The following is a 20,281-nucleotide window of genomic DNA, read 5'->3' as shown; positions in this document are numbered from 1 at the left end:
ACCGGCTCCGCACGGCAGGGCACGCGGTGCCGCACGCCTGGGCCGTCGACGCCTGGACCACGCTGCTGGCCAAGGACGGCGATCTGCCCCCGCCCTTTCTGAGCTCTGGACCGGCGCCGGGGACAGGCGCAGGCTGAGAGGGAGGGATGGCGCCGTGAAGTCCGCGACGCCCCTCCGGACCTGCCGGCCCCACGTCCGGCGCACAGGAGTGATCACGATGGAGACCAGGCAAGCCAAGGAGTGGACCGTGCGGATCCACATCACCGAAGAGGGGGAGGAGACCCACGCTCGCGCCGTGCTGACCACCGAGGCCACGTCGACGGTCACCGGCAGGGGCGTGGCCCGGCGCAACCCGGTCGACCGCCCCATCCCGGAGATCGGCGACGAACTCGCGGCCAGCCGCGCTCTGGAGGATCTCGCCATCCGGCTGCACGACGTCGCCTCCGACGACATCGTGCAGCTCACCGGCCCGCTGCGAACCTGACGTGCGGTTCCGTGGCCTCTCATCCATGCGGTACGACAGCCACGGGGCAGCCGACGTGATGGATGACCGCGTGGGCCACGGGACCCGTGCGGGGGCCCACCGGACGCTCGGTCAGACGGTGGCCGACGACGAGCAGACCCGCCCCGGAGGCGGCCCGGACCAGCGCGGTCGACGCCTTGTCCTTCGGCACGCATTCCACGACCTCGACGCCGGGGTACTTGTCCCGCCACACCTGGAGCAGTGCGGACAGGAACCCCTGCCACTCCTCTCCACGCTGCCGTTCGTCGACCAGGGCGATGTCACCCGGTCCCAGGCTGATGGCGGACGGCGACTGCCAGGCGTACACCACCCGCAGCCGGGCCCGGCGCAGCCGGGCCGCCTCGAAGGCGAACTCGATCACCTCGTCGCACGGATCATTGACGTCCAGGCCGAGCACCACGTCCCGGTAGCCGGTGTGGAGGCAACCACTACCGTCGTCCGCCGGCAGATGTTCGTCTTCGGCCTCCTCCCCGGCCCGTACGAGAACGACGGGACGTGTTGCCTTGGCCACGACGCCCAGTGCGACCGAACCCACCAGGAATCCGGTGAAGCCGCTGAGCCCACGCGAGCCCAGCACCAGCGACTCGGCCCGGTCCGCCGCGGCCAGGAGGGCCGGTGTCGCGGGCCCCTCCGTCTGCTTGTCGTACACGAGTACGCCGGGGCATGTGGCTCGGACGCGCTCCTCCGCCTGACGCAAGCAGCGCCGGGCCAGGTGTCGTTGGACGGCATTGGCCGATTCGCCCTCTTCCTGACGCGGATGCCAGTTCCACACGTGCACCAGCCGCAGGGGGCACTCGCGCCGTAAGGCTTCGCGCGCCGCCCACTCGGCCGCGGCCAGACTCTCGGCGGATCCGTCGACTCCGGCGATCACAGGCAGAAGCATGACTCGCACCTCCCACACCAGGTCTGCTCCTCCTGACCCAGCGTCGCCCCTCGACAACCCGGCGGGGAGGGGCTACCAGGCCCTCCTCCGGACCATCCGGCCCAGTGTCCGCCGCCCACGAGGACGCACCGACCCGGACCACGGCGCAACAGACCGCGGGCAGAGTCGAGTTGTCGGTGCATTTCAGCAACGGATGGATGTACCGTCACCGGACGCGGCGTGATCCGTCGTGTCCGAACGGAAAAGCACCGGTGTCCGCACCCTGCGCACACGCCGCCTCAGCAGGCGGACCGCCCACGCGTCGAACACCACGGTGAGGACACAGGTCACTCCCATGGCCACCACCAGCAGCACGGCGAACCGCTCCCAGAACTCCGGTGTGAGACTCGTACCCATGGCCCTCACTCCCCTCAGGTTGGAATGGTTTATCTGATGCTCAGTCAACTCTGTTACTGGTCAAGGAGCATGAGCCGACCGGCCCCGGCCTCGGGGCCGGTCGGGGCAGGAACGCCCGCGCCCCGCACTCATGCCGAGAGCCGGGTGGGAACGCCACGTACCGGACCGGTCGGCGTTCCCGGAGCACGCTGAACGCGGTCGTCACCATCCGCTCGCCGGAGGCTGCGGCGCAGCAGCCGTGGCAAGTAGCCGATGTCGTCGTCACGCGCCCGGTCGCCGACAGCGCAATCCGTGAGCACGCTGCCGCGGACCGGGGCCTAACGACCCCTTCCTCAGGACCGGACGACCCGTGGCGCCCCGCCCGGTGCGCGCCCACGATGGGAGCAGTGGCCCCCACGGCATTCCGGAGGGGAACGATGGCAGACAGCCCGAGAACGGCGGCCCTGGACGGGAACGGACCCGCGCCCGTCCGTCTCGTGCCGCGCACCACGCGGAACCGGGGCGTCGTCGACGGCGGCCCGGTCCGTGCGTCTCGCGCGCCACCCATGTGCCGGCCCTCGGTTTCGAACGCACCTGACCGCCAAAGGAGGACGCCATGTTCGGCAGCCCGCGCGTCGTGAGCGATGTGATGACGCATACCGTCGTCGCCGTCGGCCGCGATGCCCAGTTCAAGGAGATCGTGGAGCTCATGGGGCAGTGGAAGGTCAGCGCCCTGCCCGTGCTGGAGGGCGAGGGCCGGGTGATCGGCGTCGTCTCCGAGGCCGATCTGCTGCCGAAGGAGGAGTTCCGCGACAGCGACCCCGACCGGTTCACCCAGATGCGCCGCCTGGACGACCTGGCCAAAGCCGGAGGGCTGACGGCGGGGGACCTGATGAACGCACCGGCCGTCACCGTCCACGCCGACGCCACCATCGCCGAGGCCGCACGCATCATGGCCCTGCGCAAGGTCAAGCGGCTGCCCGTCGTCAACGAAGTGGGCATGCTCGAAGGCGTCGTCAGCCGAGCGGACCTGCTGAAGGTCTTCCTGCGGGCCGACGACGACATCGCCGAGGAGGTCCGCCACGAAGTCGTCACACGCCTGTTCCCCACCACGGTCGAGCCAGTCCGGGTGCGGGTCTCCGAGGGCGTCGTCACGCTCACCGGACGGATCAGGGACACCTCACTGGTGCCGGTGGCCGCCCGCCTCGTGCGCGCGGTCGAAGGCGTGGTCGACGTCGAGTGCGACCTCACCGCCGGCGCACCTCGGAGTGACCCGAGGTGACGTGCCCCGCCGCGCCGTGCCGCGACCCGGTGCTCGCCCGGCGTCTGCCGGACGGGTGGCGCGGCACGGCGGCCGACCCTGGCGGACCTGGGATACGCACCGCCGGCATCGTCGGCGGCGGACGGGAGGCTCGTCCGCCGCCGACGGGCTCGCGCCGAGGGGCAGGACGCGGCCCGCGTCGGAGAGGTCATCGGGGAGTGTCCGAGCGGCCGGGTGCCGCGTCCGCCGGGGGTCGGACGTACGGGTGCGCGGCCGGTACGGACCCCGGCCGCGCACCGTGGTGCGGCTGTTCAGCCGTGCCGCACCGGGATGGTCCTGGCACCCGTCTTCTCCTCCTCCGGGACCGGGACCGTGACTGCCAGGACGCCGTCCCTGTACTCCGCGGTCGCCTCGTCACCCCTCGCTCCGGCGGGCAGCCGGACGGAGCGGGCGAAGGTGCCGTAGCGAAATTCCGTACGGTGCTTCTCCGTGGTCTCCTCACCGCGCTCGGCCCGCAGAGTCAGAACGCCTTCCTCCACGGTGATCTCGACGTCCTTCGCGGGGTCGATGCCCGGCAGTTCGGCCCGCAGCACATACGCTCCGTCCGCCATGTGCTCTTCGACACGGATGCCGTGCAGCCCGGGAACCATGTGCACGCCGGGGAACCCGGAGTCGGCCCACCCGAACAGGTCGGGCAACGCCGGCCAGCCGTGCAGCCGCTCGATCACGCCGTTCATGTTCTGCCTCCTCTGCTCACTTCCTCACTCCAGCGTGGCGCGCCCGGCCGGGACACGCGTGGGCCGACCGGGTCCCGTACTGGGCCGGTCGGCCTCAGCCGGTCATCTTCTTCCGCCATCGCGGACCGACCTGCTTCCACTCCGTCTCCCACTCCCCCATGCGCCGACGTTCCAGATGCCGACGGACCGGCCACCCGCACAGCAGCACTCCGGCTCCGACGCCGGTCCCGGCCAGCACACCAGCGAACGCCGACTCCAGCCTCGCCTCGGGGGCCGTGGCGGGCTCGGAGACCAGCTTGCCCGTTCCGTCCGTCCACACGGTGGCCGTGGTGCCCGCCCTGGCGCCCGGCTCGACCCGCGCCCGGCCCGTGTGGGGGGCACCGTCGGCGGACGTCCAGCTCACCTTCCCCCACACCAGGTCACCGCCGGTTCCGGACGTCGTCACACCCGGGGTCTTCGGCGCGTCCGCGGCGAGCACGGCCGACACGGTGTGCACCTGCGCGCTCCGTGAGGCGATGCTGTCCTCTGCCGCCCTCAGCGCCCACTGGCCGACGGCAAAGCCGCCCAGGAGGGCGAGCGTCCAGATGCCGAGTACGATCCACGCCTCCACAGAGTCGCTGCGGCGCCGCAGCGGATTGCGCCGCCACCGCCAGAACCACACCCTCGACGCCTTCGCACGCCGTGTCCGCTCCATCGGTGGACACCCCCTCACGAGAACCGCTGTCGATACCTGACACCTGTCGCAAGAAAAGTCCCACCTCCCCCGGGCCCCGGGCAGAGGCCGACCAGGCACGCCTTCCGGGACGTTCGGCCCGGTTGCGGATGCCGCGACCGGCCGTTCGGTCCCGCGCGCGGGAGCACAGGAGCATGCAGGGAACGCCGGTCCGGGCCCCGGAGCCCGGTTCATGACGACTCGCGCCCTCGGGAGGGCAGTGGGCCGTCCTCACCGTCCGGGAGATCCACTCGGGAACGGCCCGGCACATCCGTCGGTACGGCTGCGGCATCGAACTCGTGGGCGCGCGGGCGGCCGTCGCCCGCTCCTCCGCGCATCACGTCAACACCTTCAGTGCGGCCACGGACCCGCCCGGGACAGGGGCCGAGCGCCCCAGTCCTGGGCTCCGGTGTGCTCTCGTCCGACGCGTGTTCCGTCCTTGCCTCCAGCCCTCCAGGCCGCGGCGGAGAAGGTGAGGCTCCCGTGCCGTTCGCGCGGGAGCCTCACTGCCTCGCCGACTGTTCAGGTGACGAACTCACCTACCGCCGCCTTGAGTTCGGACAGTCCCTTCTTCGCGTCGGAGAAGAACATGCCGGTCCTGGGGTTGGTGTACAGCTCGTTGTCGATGCCCGCGTAGCCGTGGCCCATCGACCGCTTGATGACCACGACACTCCTGGCCTTGTCGACGTCGAGGATCGGCATTCCGGAGATCGCGTTGCCGGGGCGGCGGGCGATCGGGTTGGTGACGTCGTTGGCGCCGACGACGAGGGCCACGTCGGCCTGCGGGAACTCCGGGTTGACGTCCTCCATCTCCTTGAGCTGTGTGTACGGCACGTTGGCCTCCGCGAGGAGGACGTTCATGTGGCCCGGCATGCGGCCCGCGACCGGGTGGATCGCATAGGTGACGTCGACACCGTGGTCCGTCAACAGCTTGGCCAGGTCGCCGAGTTCGTGCTGGGCCTGGGCGGCGGCGAGGCCGTAGCCGGGGACGACGACGACCTTGCTCGCGTACGCCAGCTGGATCGCCACGTCGTCCGCGGAGACCGCACGCACCTGGGCCGGCGCACCGCCCGGGCCGGCCGCCGCCTGGGCGCTGTCGCCGGTGCCGAAGCCGCCGACGACGATGTTGACGATGGAGCGGTTCATGGCGCCGGCCATCAGCTTGGTGAGGATGCCGCCCGAGGCGCTGACGAGCATGCCCGCGATGATGAGCGCGGTCTCGTCGAGCACGAAGCCCGCCATCGCGACCGCCGACCCGGTGAAGGCGTTCAGCAGCGAGATGACCACCGGCATGTCGGCGCCGCCGATCGGCAGGACCATCGTCACGCCGAAGATCAGCGCCACGGCCACGAGCCCGTACAGCGGTGCGCGCGAGTCCGGGGCGAGTACCAGCCAGACCGTGCCGGCGACGAAGGACGCCGGCAGAAGGACGTTGAGCAGGCGTGCGCCGGGGAACACCACCGGCGCGCCGGACACGACGCCCTGCAGCTTGCCCGCGGCGACCAGCGATCCGGAGAAGGTGACCGCGCCGATGACGACGGACAGCGCTCCCGGCAGGGAGACCCGCGCGCCCAGAGCGGCCGGAGCCTCGGCCTGGAGCAGGTCACCGACCGCGACGAGCGCGGCCGCGCCACCGCCGACGGCGTTGAAGAGGCTGACCAGTTGCGGCATGGCCGTCATCCGGACCTCGCGTGCGGCCCACAGGCCGAGGGAAGCGCCGACCAGCCCGCCCGTGATCAGCACGAGCCATCCGGTCCGGCTGATCACGTTCTCGTCCGCCACCAGCCACACGGTGGCGGCGACGGCGACGGCCATGGCCCCGGCGGAGACGGTGTTGCCGCGGCGGGCCGTGCGCGGGTGGTTCATCAGGTGCAGGCCCAGGACGAAGCAGGCCGCGGCTGCCAGGAAGATGTAGTGGACGGCGTCGGAGACCGTGTCCATGGCGCTCACACCTCCGTCTTCTCGCGTGTGTCGTCGGTGACGGGCTTCTCGGTGGCCGGCCGGGCCTTGAACATCTCCAGCATCCGGTCCGTGACGACGTATCCGCCGACGACGTTCATCGCGCCGAACACCATGGCCACGAAGGCGAGGCCGTGGCCGAGCCAGGTGTGTGCCTCGGCCGCGATGAGCATCGCGCCGATGACGACGATGCCGTGGACCGAGTTGGAGCCGGACATCAGCGGTGTGTGCAGCGTGGCCGGGACCTTGCTGATGACCTCGATGCCGACCAGGACGCTCAGCACGAAGACGGTGATCGCGGTGAGGAGATCGAGGTTGTTCATGAGGATCCTCCGCGGGTGAGGGCGGCCGTGATCTCGTCGGCCGGGTCGAGGACCAGTTCGCCGTCGCGCACGAGATGGCGCAGCAGCGCGACGAGGTTGCGGGCGTAGGCGGTGGAAGCGGCCGTCGCCATGGCGGACGGCAGCCGGCCGGCGCCGATGACGGTGACGCCGCCCGCCAGGACGGTGGTCTTGTCGGGCTCGGAGCCCTCGACGTTCCCGCCGAGTTCGCTCGCGGCGAGGTCGACGACCACCGAGCCGGCCTTCATCCGCTCGACCGCGGCGGCGGTCACCAGGAGCGGCGGTCTGCGGCCCGGTGCCTGTGCCGTGGTGATCACCACGTCGGAGCGGGCGATGTGCCCGTCGAGCGCCTCGCGCTGCGACCGCTGTTCCTGTTCGGTCAACTCACGTGCGTAGCCGTCCCGTCCGGCGCCCGGTTCCTCTTCGGGCGGGCTCTGGACGTCGAGGAACCGGGCACCGAGCGATTCCACCTCCCCTCTCGACTCGGGGCGTACGTCGTACGCCGAGACGACGGCGCCGAGACGACGGACCGTGGCGATCGCCTGCAGCCCGGCCACTCCGGCGCCGAGGACGAGGACCTGCGCCGGGCGCATGGTGCCCGCCGCGGTGGTCAGCATCGGGAAGAACCGGTCGTACGAGTCCGCCGCGACCAACGCCGCCTTGTAACCGGCGACGCTGGCCTGGGAGGTCAGCGCGTCCATGGACTGGGCGCGGCTGAGGGTACGGGGCAGCAGATCGAGGCTCACCGTGCGCACACCGCGTCCGGTCATCTCCTCGACCGGCACGGGGTTTCGCAGCGGTTCGAGCAGACCGATCAGGGTCTGCCCCGCGCGCAGCGCGGACGCGCTCTCCGCGTCCGGCGGGCCCACGCACAGGACAGCGTCCGCGCGTTCGTACAGTTCGTCCGGGGGTACGACGTTCGCGCCCGCCGCCGTGTAGTCGGCGTCGGTGAACCAGGCGCCGGATCCGGCTCCGGTCTCGACGAGGACGTCGAGTCCGGCCCGGCGCAGGAGGGTGACGGCCTCGGGGACGAGGGCGACGCGGCGTTCGCCGGGCGCCCGCTCCCGTACGGCTCCTACAGTGACGGTTCCCATGGTCTGCTGCCTCTCCCGGTGGCCCGGTGGGTGCCGGGCCACAGAACTCTCAGAACTCGAAGACGAGCCGCGCCTCGGCCCGTCCGCCGAGGACCTCGTCGAAGGAGTCGTTGACCTGCTCCAGGCGCCGTGGTTCGGCGATGACCTGGGTGCGTCCCGCGGCGTGCAGGGCGAACACCTCGGTCAGATCCTGGCGGGTGCCGACGATGGAACCGATGACGGAGATCCCGCCGAGCACGGTCTCGAAGATCGGCACGTTGATCGCGGCGTTGTCGGCGGGCAGGCCGACCATGACCAGGCGCCCGCCCCGGTTGAGGGACCTGTAGGCCTGCTCGAACGCCTTCGCGCTCGCGGCCAGAACGACGGCCACGTCCGCGCCGCCGACCGCCTTGATCTCCGCGACCGGGTCGTGCGTACGGGCGTTGACGAGCTGGTCGGCGCCGAGCCGGTGGGCCAGGCCCAGCTTGTCCGGTTCCAGGTCGACGGCGGTGACGAACCCGCCGACGAGCCGCGCGTACTGGACGGCCAGGTGGCCGAGGCCACCGACGCCGAACACCGCGACCCGCTCGGCCGGGACCACACGGGCGACCTTGATCGCCTTGTATGTGGTGACGCCCGCGCAGGTCAGCGGCGCCGCGTCGAACGACGACACACCGTCGGGCACCTGGACGACCGCGCCCGCGTCGACGACGGCGTACTCGGCGAAGCAACCGTCCACGGAGTAGCCGCTGTTGACCTGGCTCTCGCAGAGGGTCGCCCAGCCGGTGACGCAGTAGCGGCAGGTGCCGCAGGACGAGCCGAGCCACGGGATGGCGACCCGCTTGCCGATCAGTTCGGCGCTGACGCCCTCGCCGACGGCCTGGACAGGTCCTACCCCCTCGTGGCCGGGGGTGAACGGCGGTTGCGGCTTGACCGGCCAGTCGCCGTGGGCCGCGTGGATGTCGGTGTGGCAGAGGCCGGATGCCTCCATACGGACGAGCATCTGGCCGGGACCGGGCTCGGGGACGGGAAGTTCCTGGATCTCCAGGGGCTTCCCGAAGTCGGTGACGACTGCTGCCTTCATGGTCTGCTCCTCAACTGGGCTCTGTGCCGGATGCCGGCTCTCGGCCGGTTCCTCGATCCGTGTGACGAAACGCAGCCCGTCCCCTGCGGCGAGAGAGAAACCGCCCGGGGTTCCCTCCTCGACGTCCAGGACGAGGCGTGGGCGGCCGAGGGCCTCGTACAGGTCGGCGTCGATGTGGAAGGTGCCGCCGTCCAGGACGCCGAGCAGCATGTCGCCCTCGCCGAGGAGGAATTCGCCGCCGGGGAAGCACATCGGGTCGCTGCCGTCGCAGCAGCCGCCGGACTGGACGAACATCACCGGCCGGCCGTGGGCGGCGCGCAGGGTCTGTATGGCCCGGTGCGCCGCCCGGGTGGCGGTGACGCGCCCGGCGTTGCCGTTCTCAAGCGTCGCGGGCATGTCGGTGCACCCTTTCGGATCCGCTGGGATCGCTCGAATCGCTGGGACCGCCGGCTCGGCTAGAACAGGCCGAGCGGCTTGGTGCCATAGCTGACCAGGAGGTTCTTGGTCTGGCTGTAGTGGTCGAGCATCATCTTGTGGTTCTCGCGGCCGATGCCCGAGACCTTGTAGCCACCGAACGCGGCACCCGCGGGGTACTGGTGGTAGCAGTTCGTCCAGACGCGGCCGGCCTTGATGGCGCGGCCCATCCGGAAGGTGCGGTTGGTGTCCCGGCTCCACACGCCGGCCCCGAGGCCGTACAGCGTGTCGTTGGCGATCTCCAGGGCCTCGGCCTCGTCCTTGAAGGTGGTGACGGAGAGGACGGGCCCGAAGATCTCCTCCTGGAAGACCCGCATCCTGTTGTGGCCCTTGAGGACGGTCGGCTCGTAGAAGTAACCGTCCGCGAACTCTCCGCCGATCGTGGGCCGGTGGCCGCCGACGAGCAGTTCGGCGCCTTCCTTCAGGCCGATGTCGACGTACGAGGCGATCTTCTCGATCTGCTGCTTGGAGACCTGCGGACCGAGCATGGTCGCGGTGTCGAGCGGGTCGCCCTGCTTGATCGCGCGGATCCGCTCCAGGCAGCGGCCCATGAACTCCTCGTAGATGTCCTCCTGGATGAGTGCGCGCGAGGGAGCGGTGCAGACCTCGCCCTTGTTGAACGCGTACAGGACGAGTCCCTCGACGGCCTTGTCCAGGAAGTCGTCGTCGGCGGCGGCCACGTCGTTGAAGAAGATGTTCGGCGACTTGCCGCCCAGTTCCAGCGTGACCGGGATGATGTTCTGCGCCGCGTACTGCATGATCAGCCGGCCGGTGGTGGTCTCACCGGTGAAGGCGACCTTGGCGATGCGCTTGTTGGTGGCCAGCGCCTTGCCGATCTCGGCGCCGGGTCCGTTGACGACGTTGAGGACGCCGGGCGGCACGATGTCGCCGATGACCTCCATCAGCTTCAGGATCGACCACGGGGTCGGCGACGCCGGCTTGAGGACCGTGGCGTTGCCCGCGGCGAGCGCCGGGGCCAGCTTCCATGCGGCCATCAGCAGCGGGAAGTTGAACGGGATGATCTGCCCGACGACGCCCAGCGGCTCGCGGAAGTGGTAGGCGACGGTCTCCTTGTCGATCTCGGTGATCGAGCCCTCCTCGGCGCGGACCGCCGCGGCGAAGTAGCGGAAGTGGTCGGCCGCGAGCGGGATGTCTGCGGCCAGGGTCTCGCGGACCGGCTTGCCGTTCTCCCAGCTCTCGGTGACGGCGAGTTCCTCGCGGTGGGCGTCGATGGCGTCGGCTACCTTGTTCAGCACCGCGGCCCGCTGGGCGGTGGAGGCCTCGCCCCACTTGTCCTTCGCCGCGTGCGCGGCGTCCAGGGCGAGCTCGATGTCGTCCGGACCCGACTTCGGAACCTCGCAGATCGGCTTGGCCGTGGCGGGGCACAGGTTGGCGGAGTACTCGCCGGTGGTGGGTGCCTCCCACTTGCCGCCGATGAAGTTCTCGTACCGGGGCGCCACATGCACGGGGCTGCCCGGCCTGCCAGGAGGCTGGTACTTCATGACCGTCCCCTCTCTCATCACGACGATCGTGCTGATGTTCAGCACGCTAGGGACGGGAACGCTGCAACAACGCTGCGTGGCGTCCCACCTGGCGCGGGACCACCAGCTCCGCGTCCAGCGCACGAGCGCGGGCCGCCGCTGCCGCCCGCTGCGGCGAACCGCCGGGCAGCAGGTGGGCGAGCGCCAGCCATGCGGCGGCGTCGTCGGTTCCCCGGGCCGCGTCCACCCAGCGGCGCAGCAGCCCGGCATCGCCACCGCCGAGGACGGCACCGCGCAACTGCTGCTCCAGGGCCCTGCGATGCTCGGCGATCGCCGGCGCCTCGGAACGCGGCAGCAGCGGACCGGGGTAACGGGCCAGCGCCTCGGCGACCCGGCCCTGGGCGAGCAGCGCGGCCACGTCGGCGAAGTCGGTCCGCACGGGGCCCAGCAGGGCGTACGGCCGTGATCCGAGCAGGGCGGGGCCGAGCACGGCGCGCAGCCGGGTCAGCTCGGCGCGCAACGTCGACGAGCACACGTCCCGCTCGGACAGGTCAACCGCGAGCCGGTCACCGGTCACACCCCGGCCCGCGATGACCAGCGCGACCACGATCTCGCTGTGCCGCGGGCTCAGCCGGTGGACACGCCCGTCGCACTGCAGCAGGGCGTGGTCCCTGCCCAGGGCGGTCAGCCGTGCCCCCGTCTCAGATCCGGCGGCGGACACGCGCAGCACGTGCCCGTCGGGGCCGAGCAGGGCCGGCGGTCCGGGCAGCGCGCGGGCGAGTTCCGCCTCGGCCGCCAGCGCGGCGGCGCGCACCGCGGCCAGGGCGGGTGGCGTGGCGATGGTGCCGCCACCGGAGAGGTCGACCACGCCGAGCAGTCGCCCGGTGCCGGGGTCGCGCACGGGAGCGGCGGCACACGACCAGCCGTGCACCGCGGAGCTGTAGTGCTCGCCGGCCACGATCTGCACGGGATGGCCCACCTCCAGCACCGTGCCCGGCGCGTTGGTCCCGGCCTGCGCCTCCGACCACAGGGCCCCCTCGACGAAGCGCATCCGCTCGGCACGCTCGACGGCCGCGGAATCCCCCTCGACCCACAGCAGCGTCCCGTCGGTGTCGCCGACCGCGAAGACATGCCCGTCGTCCGCGGCACCGGCTCCCAACAGCTCCCGGAACAGGGGCAGCACCGCGGCCAGCGGGTGGACGTTGCGGTACACGGCCAGTTCCTCGGACGTCCTGGGCGAGGGAGGCGGACGACTGCCGTCGGGCCGTACGCCGCACGCTCTGCAACGCCGCCACGAGTCGGCCACCAGACGCCGCACTCCTGACGGCGTTCCGGGTGAGGTCACGAACCGCTCGTGGGCTGCGCGCAGCGTGGAGGCCGAGGCCGCGGTGGAAGCATCCATACGGCCAGCACCTCCCACGCTCCCTGCTCACTGTCCGGTCGGGCCAGCCTCACCCGTACACGGGGACCAGCCGTAGGGGCCGAACGGCCTTCGTGCCTGGGCCATTTGGGTCCCGCCGCTACGCGATGCCCCGTCTGTCGGCCACTCGCCCTGGCGGACGGTCCGCGGGTTCACACGGCGCCGGGCGGAAAGCGATCGACGGTCGCAGGAGCCACCTCCTCCTGGACAACCGTGGGCCGGCGCCTCACCCACCGTACGGCCCGCCCCGCGTACGGCTCGCCAGCCGAGCGGAGCGACAGTGCCCCGCGATGTCTGGCGCAGGCGGCGCCGCCGGGGTGGAACGCCCGGACCGGGGTGAACCACTCGGCTTCGCCGAAGTCGACGTGCGACGGCTCGGCTCTGCGGGCCGGGGTCACGCCGTGCCGCACCGGGCGGCTCACTCCGGGAAGGTGCTCGGATCGTCCGTTCCGTTCTCGTCCGGGCGGTGGGCGGAGCCGGGCAGGGGGAGCGAGAACCACACGGTCTTGCCGTCCTGGGTGGGCAGGGTGCCCCAGGCCGAGGCCAGTTGGTCGAGCAGGACCAGTCCGCGTCCGGACTCCTCATCGGGACCCGCGGTCCTGGCACGGGGCAGGACCGGGCTGCCGTCGCAGACCTCGATGTGGAGCTCGTCCCTGGCGCGGCGCAGGCGCAGGCGCAGCGGGTCACAGGCGTGGCGCACCGAGTTGGCCATGAGTTCGGAGGCCAGCAGACAGGCGGTATCGGTGAGGTGCTCACAGTGCCAGTCCCGCAGGGTGCGGCGCAGAAAGCGGCGCCCCTCCCTCACGCTGACCGGTTGCGCGGGCAGCAGCGCGGACACCGCGGTCATCGGGGCAGGGGGTATGCGGGCCAGCAGCAGGGTCACGTCGTCGGTGTAGTCCTGGGGATCGGGCAGCAGGGCGGTGAGGACGGAGTCGGCGGCCCGCTCCAGGCAGGGAAGGTCGGCGAGGGCCTTTTCCAGAGCTATGGCGAGGGCGTCGATCTGCAGTTCGATGTCGCTGGTGGGGGTTTCCACCAGGCCGTCGGTGTACAGGGCCAGTACCGAGGCCGACGGCACGGTCATCCGGGTCTCCTGGTGGGGTACCTCTCCGACGCCCAGGGGCACGCTGACCGGAACCGGGAGCCTGCGGACCTGTCCGGTGGGGTCCACCAGCAGCACCGGCAGATGCCCGGCGGAGCACACGGTCAGGGCGCTCTCGTCCGGGTCCAGGACCAGGTAGCAGCAGGTGACGAGCTGGTCGGGCAGTTCGCTGACGACCGCGTCCAGGGCCCGCATCAGCTGCCAGGGGGGCATGCCGGTCTTGGCCAGGGCGTGCGAGGCCGAGCGCAGTTGGCCCATGACGGCGGCGGCCTCCAGGCCACGGCCCATGACGTCGCCGATCAGCACTCCCATGCGACCGCCGCCCAGGGCGATCAGGTCGAACCAGTCCCCGCCCACACCGGGACCCTGCCGTGCCGGGAAGTAGCGACTGGAGGTGTCCATGCCGGGCAGGGGAGCAGGCGAGCCCATCAGGCTGCGCTGCAGGGTCAGGGCGACATGGCGCTGCTGCTCGTAGAGTTCGGCGAGCTGGGTCTCGGCCCTCTTGCGTTCACTGACGTCGCGGATGGCGGCGGAGACCAGGGTGCCGTCCGGGGTTTCCAGCGGGCTGAGGCTGATCTCGACCGGGAACTCGACTCCGTCCTTGCGCAGCCCGTACAGGTCCAGGCCGGCACCCATGGGGCGCACTCTGCGGTTGTCGACATAACCGTGGCGGTGGGCAGGGTGGTGGTGATGGAACCGCTGAGGGACCAGGACTTCCACCGGGTGTCCCAGCAGCTCTTCACGCCGATAGCCGAACAGGGCCTCGGTCTGTGCGTTGACCAACTGGATCATGCCTGCGTCGTCCACGATGACGATGGCGTCGGGAGCCGCCTCCAGCAGCGCGCGGAAGCGTGCTTCGGCCGCCTTGCGCTCGCTGACGTCGCGCACGGCGGCGGAGATCAACAGTCCGTCGGGGGTCTGCAGCGGGCTGAGGCTGATCTCGACCGGGAACTCGGCTCCGTCCTTGCGCAGCCCGTAGAGTTCGAGGCCGGCGCCCATCGGACGGACCTGCTGGTTGCCGGAGTAGCCCGCGCGGTGGCTCGGGTGCTGGGCACGGAAGCGCCGCGGGACCAGCATCTCGATGGGCCGGCCGAGCAGCTCGTTCCGAGGGTGACCGAACAGCGCTTCGGTCTGGGCATTGACCAGGCGAATCACCCCGGCGTCGTCCACGATGACCATCGCGTCGGGAGCCGCCTCCAACAACGCGCGGAACGGTTCCTCCGCCACGGGGATCGAGCCGGGTTGCGCCTTGTGCTCGCCTGCTTCCATGGCACATCTCAGCATCGGCCGGCTCCGGAGCGGGCGCCTTGTCGCTGATTGCCCGCCTATGACATTTTCCCGCCGAAATAAGAGAGCTCGGGTTCCGGACGCGGGACGGCCGAGCCGGAGACGGCCGCCCCTGGCCGGCCCGACCGGCACGGAGCCCTGCCGCTCGCGCGCGCCGACGGCGGCCCTTACCGCCTTCGGCGTCCCGCGACCGCACTGACCCGTCTTCGCGTGGGTGCGTCGGGAACAGGCGTTGACGGCCCGTCCCACGGGGCAGTACGCGACCACGGCCAACTGCAGGGCCCGGTGTCTGCGGTTCCCAGTCGGCCCGGTCGGCCCGGTCGAGGGGCCCGGCGCCGCGCCGCCGTCACCGGGAGCCTCAGCGGCCCTCCTGCTTCGACTGGTCCTGCGCCTGGGTGGCGATGACGGCCGCCTGGATACGCCGCTCCACACCGAGTTTGGCCAGCAGGCGGGAGATGTGGTTCTTCACGGTCTTCTCGGCGAGGTAGAGCCGCTGGCCGATCTGGCGGTTGGTGAGTCCTTCGCCGATCAGGGCCAGGATCTCCCGCTCCCGGCCGGTCAGGCCCGGCAGCGCGTCCGGTTGCCTCTCCTCCGGCTGCTGGTCCTGACGGAGGCGGGCCAGCAGCCTGGTGGTGGCGCTCGGGTCGAGCAGGGACTGGCCGGCGGCCACGGTGCGGACGGCGGAGACCAGGTCCGAGCCCCGGATCTGCTTCAGGACATAGCCGGACGCCCCGGCCATGATCGAGTCGAGGAGTGCCTCCTCGTCGTCGAACGAGGTCAGCATCAGGCAGGTCAGCTCCGGCATGCGCGTGCGCAGCTCCCGGCACACGGTCACCCCGTCGCCGTCCGGCAGCCGGACATCCAGCACGGCCACCTGCGGGCGCAGCGCCGGAACGCGCACCAGAGCCTGCTCGACGGTGCCGGCCTCTCCGACCACGGTGATGTCCGGCTCGTCGTTCAGCAGGTCACGCACGCCGCGGCGTACCACCTCGTGGTCGTCCAGCAGGAAGACCCGGATCGGGGTGTCCGGCCCGGGCTGCTCGCTGACCGCCATCGATTGCTCCTTGGGTTCCGCGTTCCACGCCGATGTCCGTCGGCGGACGGCATCCGCCTCGGTGCAGTGATCATTGCCGTATCCGGGCCCGAAGGCCAGGGGCCGGTCGGCCCTGATCGAACAGCACCTCCCCGACGAGCTGGGCACCGCGGTCAACGTGCAGCGCATGGTCTACGGCAATCTCGGCCCGGACTCCGGCAGCGGCGTCGCCTTCACCCGTGACCCGGCCACCGGCCGCACCGGCCTGTACGGCGACTACCTGGCGTGGTCACCGGCTTCGCCCGCCTGGTGACCGGCCCGCACGAGCTGGTCCGCTACCGGGCCCTCCTCCACCCCTGGGTGCACCAGGCCATGGATCACGCGGTCCGCATCCACCCCGACCTGGTCACCGGGATCCGGCTCATCGCCGCGGACGGGTCCACGGACGTCTGAACCCGGCGCGGCTGCCTGTCGGCCGGCGCCGCCTTCTGGTGTGTCTCCAGCGCTCAGGAGCGCCGAAACCGCGTCAGTCGTGCGAAGCCACCGCGACCGGTGCGTGCCGTTCGAGTTCACGGAATCCGTCGTTCGGATACATCAGCCAGTCCGTCGTTCATCATGGTCAGTATCCGTGGCCCGACCTGGTGACCGGTGTCCGGCTCACCGCCGACGGCCGCTCGGGCGGCCTGGCCCCGCCCTGCGGATTCGGGAAGACGGATGGGCGGTCAGCCGATCGGTACGACGACCACGGGGCAGTGCGAACGGTGCAGGAGGGTGTGGACGACCGATCCCGGACGGCTACCGTGCCTGCCGCGCGACCGGTGGTGTCCGATGACCACGACGGAGGCTTCCCGGGTGGCCTCGACCAGGGCGGGTGCCGGGGCGGTGCGGACCGTACAGCTCTCGACCTCGATGCCGGGGTGCTGTTCCCGCAGCCCGGCCAGGGTGAAGCGAGGTACGGCCTCCTCGGCCCGGTCGCGCAGTGCCTGCCGCTCCTGCCCCGGGCTCGACGTCGGTATCAGCGAGGGCAGTTCGGGGGTCGTGTGGCGGTGGGTCCAGGAGTGCAGGACGCGCAGTCGCGCACCGCGCCGCTCCGCGTCCTGCACCGCATAGACGGCCGCCTCCGCGTCGGTGTCGTTCTCCAGAGCCAGCAGCACGTCCCGTCGCTCCGCGTAGGGGTGGTCCCCTCGTACGACGAGCAGCGGACCGCGCACATGCGCGGCGAGCCGCACGCTCACCGCACCCGACAGCGCACCGGCGAACCCGCCGAGCCCCCGCGTGCCGACGACGGTGAGGACCGCGTCCTCGCTCTCGCGCGTGAGCACCCGTACGGCGCCGCCTTCCGCGGCGGTGGTCACCACGGACAGTCCGGGATGCCGTTCGCGTACGCGCGACGCGGCGGAGGCGAGAACCGGTCCCGCTTCGTCACGGTCCGGCACGGCGTACAGCACCTGCAACGCGGTGCGGCGCCGCGCCGCTTCGTCGGCGGCGAGGTCCAACGCCCGTACGGAGAGCAGTGAGCCGTCCACTCCGACGACGACGTGGTGGTGGAGAGTCATGGCGGTGCCTTCCCTTCTCCGTCTGTGCTCTGTGTGTGCGTACGGGACGATGCTCGTCGTCGCCCGCCCGGAGGGGCAGGGGCCGACGGCACCCACCGAACGCTGAACGGCCCCTTGGGACAGGGCCGTTCGGTCCTCGACGGGGCGGGGGGCGTGGCGGTGTCATGCGGCGCGGCGCGTACGCGACCGGGGCGGCGCCGCGTTCCGGTACCCGATGCCGGTGTCGTGGCCCGCCGTCGGTGGACCGGGCAGGGGCGGACGAGGTTAGCCGACCGGGGCACTCCACACATGGACGGGACGGGTGAACGGCCAGGCGGCGAAGAGGAGGCAGGCGGTGAGCGCGTGCAACTGCAGCAGCGGTGCGCCGCTGATCGCCTCCGGTTGCGGCTGGAGGGTGAACGGGCCGCGGAACCAGACCGCGACGGTGGATCGGTAGTCGTATCCGGCGCCGAAGACGCTGTGGGCGACGATGCCGAGGAGGACGGTGGCGGAGAGCAGCGGGTAGAGGAGCTTGTCGCTCCGGTCGGTGCCCAGACGGATTCTGCGGGAAAGCAGGCGGCGGGCCCAGAGCATGCCGAGGACGGCGACCATCGCCACACCTGGCGGCGAGCCCGCCCCGACGGCGGTGGTGTGGTAGGCATGCTCGCCGATGCCGGCGGCCTCGATCCAGGAAGCCGGTACGGCGAGGCCCACCACATGTCCGGCGATGACCATGAAGGCGCCGAGGTGGAACAGTGGACCGCCGCAGCGCAGCCAGCGGTGTTCGAGGAGCTGACTGGTGTGAGAGGTCCAGCCGAACTGGTCGTGCCGGTAGCACCAGACGTGGCCGACGGTGAACACGGCGAGGCAGATGTAGGGGACGGCGACCCAGAGCGTGAATACCAGCGGCACGAACTTCAGCACCGTGGTGACCACCTGGAAGACCCCGGTGTTACGTACTCCGGTGAGGTTGATCGCGGCGGGTGTTCCACAGCCCGATCAGCGCGATGAGCACCGAGAACCACGTCCGATGGCCGGTGTTGACGAACACCTCGACGTAGCCGACCCGGGCCACCACGATCGCCGCGTTGCCGGCCCACGCGGTGATCCCGTACGACCAGGCGTTGAGGAACCCCGTGAACCCGCCGAAGGCCTCACGGGCGTACACATACGGCCCGCCGCTCGCCGGGACCCGCTTCGCCAGCGCCCCGAAGGTGAGCGCCAGGGCCGAGGGTGACGCCGCCGAACGCCACGAGCGAGACGGGGCCGCACGGGGCGAGCGGAGGGCAGGGCAAAGACTCGGACGAGTTCGCCGCGCTGGTCGCCGACTTCCTCAGCTGACCACCGCGGGCGACTGCCGCGGGGCCGACCGCGGCCGGTATCAGAGCTGGAGGATGACGAGGGCCGCGTCGTCGGTGGCTCGGCCGGCGGGGAGGAGGTCGAGCAGGAGGGCGTCGGCAAGGGGTTCGGGGCCGACCCGGCGGTGGCGGGTGAGCGCGTCGGCGAGGCGGGCGAGGCTGTGGTCGATGTCCTCGCCGCGGCGTTCGACCAGGCCGTCGGTGTAGAGGACGAGCAGGTCGCCCTCGGTGAAGCCGACGGTGGCCTCGGGCCGGGGCGTGTGTTCCGGGCGGGCGCCGAGCGGGGGATCGGTGGCCCCGTCGAGGAACACGACCTCGCCGTCACGGCACAGCAGCGCGGGCGGCAGATGTCCGGCGCTGCTGTAGGTGATCGTGCGGGTGTCCCAGTCGACGCAGGTCTGCACGGCGGTGGTGTTCTCGGCGCCGTCGACGGACCGGGCGTACAGACCGAGCGCGTCCAGTGCCTGCGCGGGACCGTCCGCCACCAGGGACGCGGCGCTCAGCGCACTGCGCAGCTTGCCCATGACGCAGGCGGCGGCCAGGCCGTGTCCGACCACGTCACCGACGGCGATGCCGATGCGGTCGGCGCCGGTCAGATAGACCAGGTCGTACCAGTCGCCGCACACGTTCAGCGCGTCGGTCGCCGGCTGGTAGCGCACCGCCGCACGGTGGTGACCGAGCGGGCTGGGCGCGGGCAGCATCGCCGTCTGCAGGGCGAGCGCGACCTCCCTCTCGTGGGCGTGCGCCTCGCGCAGCCGCTCGTTGACCTCCTGCAGCTCACGGGCGCGGGTGTACAGCTCGGCCTCCAGCACGCTGGCCCGGTCGCCCGGGGAGCGCCCACGGGCCCGGATCAGCTCGGTGACCTCCTCGACCTTGTGGATCAGGAGGACCACCTTCCCGTCGGGGCCGAGCACCGGCGCGTTCACCGGGCTCCAGTACCGCTCCTCCCACTCCCCCGGCCGCTCCGCCGACTCCACGTCGTAGCGCTGGAGCGCCATCGCGTCCCGCTCACCGGTCTCCACCACCCGGTGGAGGGAGGCGGCCAGATTGCGCATCCCGCTCGCGGACGGGTCGGCGGGGTTGTCGGGGAACACGTCGAAGAGGTACCGGCCGACCACCTGCTCGCGGGTGCGGCCCGACAAGCGCAGGAACTCCTCGTTCGCGTCCGCGTACACCAGCTCGGGTGTCAGCAGCGCCACCATGCCCGGCAGTGCCTGGAACACCGCCGCGTAGTCGTTCGCCGTATCCGTCATGGTCGCCGCCTCAGCGTCCTTGGCCTTTCCGTGATCCCCACCATAGGAGCCCACGGCCGCGAGGGCGCGGTCCCGTTCCAGGAAAACCGGCAGGTCACGCACGTTTGTGCGATATGGGACGCAGCGTCCGGGAAGGGTCACGGTGCGGCACCGCGGCGTGGCCGGGCAGCCGCCGCACCCCACCACGGGCCGCTGCGGAGGGTGAGCGCGCACGGCGGACGACGACGGCCCGGCGCCGGCCCCGGTGACTGGCCGGTAATACGTACTCCGGTTACGTAGGACTACGGATGCGGCGGCGCACCCGCTTCGGTTGGCTTGCCGGACGCCGGGGGATCGTCGCGCGCGCCCGCTCGCCGTCGGGGGCTCTCGGCGCGGCGCGGGAGGCTTCTCGGG

At 71.6% G+C, this 20,281-nt stretch carries 17 protein-coding genes and 4 pseudogenes; 4 read left to right on the top strand and 17 right to left on the bottom strand.

Translation table 11 applies throughout. From position 1 onward, the window contains the following. Positions 1-217: 217 nt before the first annotated feature. Positions 218-484 carry a DUF1876 domain-containing protein gene (locus tag ACZ6BB_RS24625; protein ID WP_471617358.1) on the top strand — a complete coding sequence of 89 codons (267 nt, stop codon included), beginning with the start codon at positions 218-220 and terminating at the stop codon, positions 482-484. Positions 485-503: 19 nt separating this feature from the next. Here ACZ6BB_RS24625 and ACZ6BB_RS24620 read toward each other — a convergent pair whose 3' ends face one another. Then, entirely contained in the window at positions 504-1,406 is a 903-nt protein-coding gene (locus ACZ6BB_RS24620; protein ID WP_471617312.1) for a universal stress protein, read from the bottom strand. A gap of 183 nt (positions 1,407-1,589) precedes the next feature. Further along, entirely contained in the window at positions 1,590-1,802 is a 213-nt protein-coding gene (locus ACZ6BB_RS24615) for a hypothetical protein (RefSeq protein WP_471617311.1), read from the bottom strand. Between the two features lie 595 nt (positions 1,803-2,397). On the opposite strand from ACZ6BB_RS24615, the gene ACZ6BB_RS24610 reads away from it, so the two are divergent. Then, entirely contained in the window at positions 2,398-3,063 is a 666-nt protein-coding gene (locus ACZ6BB_RS24610) for a CBS domain-containing protein (RefSeq protein ID WP_471617310.1), read from the top strand. 290 nt (positions 3,064-3,353) lie between these two features. Here ACZ6BB_RS24610 and ACZ6BB_RS24605 read toward each other — a convergent pair whose 3' ends face one another. The 11 genes and pseudogenes from ACZ6BB_RS24605 to ACZ6BB_RS24555 all read right to left on the bottom strand — a co-directional run bounded on the left by ACZ6BB_RS24605 (position 3,354) and on the right by ACZ6BB_RS24555 (position 15,763). After that, positions 3,354-3,779, bottom strand: a complete 426-nt coding sequence (locus tag ACZ6BB_RS24605) for an Hsp20/alpha crystallin family protein (protein ID WP_471617309.1) — start codon at positions 3,777-3,779, stop codon at positions 3,354-3,356. A 94-nt stretch (positions 3,780-3,873) separates the two neighbouring features. Beyond that, positions 3,874-4,473: an Rv1733c family protein gene (locus ACZ6BB_RS24600; protein WP_471617308.1), complete on the bottom strand. Its 600-nt coding sequence runs from the start codon at positions 4,471-4,473 to the stop codon at positions 3,874-3,876. A gap of 540 nt (positions 4,474-5,013) precedes the next feature. Next, positions 5,014-6,432, bottom strand: a complete 1,419-nt coding sequence (locus ACZ6BB_RS24595) for an NAD(P)(+) transhydrogenase (Re/Si-specific) subunit beta (protein ID WP_471617307.1) — start codon at positions 6,430-6,432, stop codon at positions 5,014-5,016. A 5-nt stretch (positions 6,433-6,437) separates the two neighbouring features. After that, complete coding sequence (locus tag ACZ6BB_RS24590; protein WP_471617306.1) at positions 6,438-6,773, bottom strand: NAD(P) transhydrogenase subunit alpha part 2; 336 nt, start codon at positions 6,771-6,773, stop codon at positions 6,438-6,440. Further along, a complete protein-coding gene (locus ACZ6BB_RS24585) occupies positions 6,770-7,885 on the bottom strand; it encodes an NAD(P) transhydrogenase subunit alpha (RefSeq protein ID WP_471617305.1) in 1,116 nt (371 codons plus the stop codon). Before ACZ6BB_RS24585 ends, ACZ6BB_RS24590 begins: the two co-directional genes overlap by 4 nt. Positions 7,886-7,934: 49 nt before the next feature. After that, complete coding sequence (locus tag ACZ6BB_RS24580) at positions 7,935-8,948, bottom strand: zinc-dependent alcohol dehydrogenase (RefSeq protein ID WP_471617357.1); 1,014 nt, start codon at positions 8,946-8,948, stop codon at positions 7,935-7,937. A 66-nt stretch (positions 8,949-9,014) separates the two neighbouring features. Further along, positions 9,015-9,344: pseudogene (locus tag ACZ6BB_RS24575) on the bottom strand (DUF779 domain-containing protein); the annotation flags it as partial. A gap of 59 nt (positions 9,345-9,403) precedes the next feature. Next, positions 9,404-10,924, bottom strand: coding sequence for an aldehyde dehydrogenase family protein (locus ACZ6BB_RS24570; protein WP_471617356.1), 1,521 nt, complete (start codon positions 10,922-10,924; stop codon positions 9,404-9,406). A gap of 46 nt (positions 10,925-10,970) precedes the next feature. Continuing rightward, entirely contained in the window at positions 10,971-12,305 is a 1,335-nt protein-coding gene (locus tag ACZ6BB_RS24565; protein ID WP_471617304.1) for a GAF domain-containing protein, read from the bottom strand. Between the two features lie 436 nt (positions 12,306-12,741). Beyond that, the gene (locus ACZ6BB_RS24560) at positions 12,742-14,691 is read right to left on the bottom strand and encodes a PAS domain S-box protein (protein WP_471617303.1); all 1,950 of its coding nucleotides are present in this window, start codon (positions 14,689-14,691) and stop codon (positions 12,742-12,744) included. Between the two features lie 376 nt (positions 14,692-15,067). Further along, complete coding sequence (locus ACZ6BB_RS24555; RefSeq protein WP_471617302.1) at positions 15,068-15,763, bottom strand: response regulator; 696 nt, start codon at positions 15,761-15,763, stop codon at positions 15,068-15,070. A 124-nt stretch (positions 15,764-15,887) separates the two neighbouring features. On the opposite strand from ACZ6BB_RS24555, the pseudogene ACZ6BB_RS24550 reads away from it, so the two are divergent. Together ACZ6BB_RS24550 and ACZ6BB_RS24545 are read left to right on the top strand one after the other, a co-directional pair. Continuing rightward, positions 15,888-16,025: pseudogene (locus tag ACZ6BB_RS24550) on the top strand (PEP/pyruvate-binding domain-containing protein); the annotation flags it as partial. A 2-nt stretch (positions 16,026-16,027) separates the two neighbouring features. Continuing rightward, positions 16,028-16,195 (top strand): annotated as a pseudogene (locus ACZ6BB_RS24545) (pyridoxamine 5'-phosphate oxidase family protein); the annotation flags it as partial. Between the two features lie 269 nt (positions 16,196-16,464). Here the strand turns inward: ACZ6BB_RS24545 and ACZ6BB_RS24540 are convergent. From ACZ6BB_RS24540 to ACZ6BB_RS24525, 4 genes and pseudogenes are all read right to left on the bottom strand, one after another. Next, entirely contained in the window at positions 16,465-17,298 is an 834-nt protein-coding gene (locus ACZ6BB_RS24540) for a universal stress protein (protein ID WP_471617301.1), read from the bottom strand. Between the two features lie 191 nt (positions 17,299-17,489). Next, positions 17,490-18,198, bottom strand: a pseudogene (narI, locus tag ACZ6BB_RS24535) (respiratory nitrate reductase subunit gamma); the annotation flags it as partial. A 31-nt stretch (positions 18,199-18,229) separates the two neighbouring features. Continuing rightward, the gene (locus ACZ6BB_RS24530) at positions 18,230-18,445 is read right to left on the bottom strand and encodes a hypothetical protein (protein WP_471617300.1); all 216 of its coding nucleotides are present in this window, start codon (positions 18,443-18,445) and stop codon (positions 18,230-18,232) included. Between the two features lie 213 nt (positions 18,446-18,658). Further along, positions 18,659-19,888 carry a PP2C family protein-serine/threonine phosphatase gene (locus tag ACZ6BB_RS24525; RefSeq protein ID WP_471617355.1) on the bottom strand — a complete coding sequence of 410 codons (1,230 nt, stop codon included), beginning with the start codon at positions 19,886-19,888 and terminating at the stop codon, positions 18,659-18,661. Positions 19,889-20,281 lie beyond the last annotated feature (393 nt).

The organism is Streptomyces sp. NPDC041108, from assembly GCF_055592645.1.
Note: the sequence above shows the minus strand (reverse complement) of the source record. Positions and strands in the feature narration are given on the sequence as shown.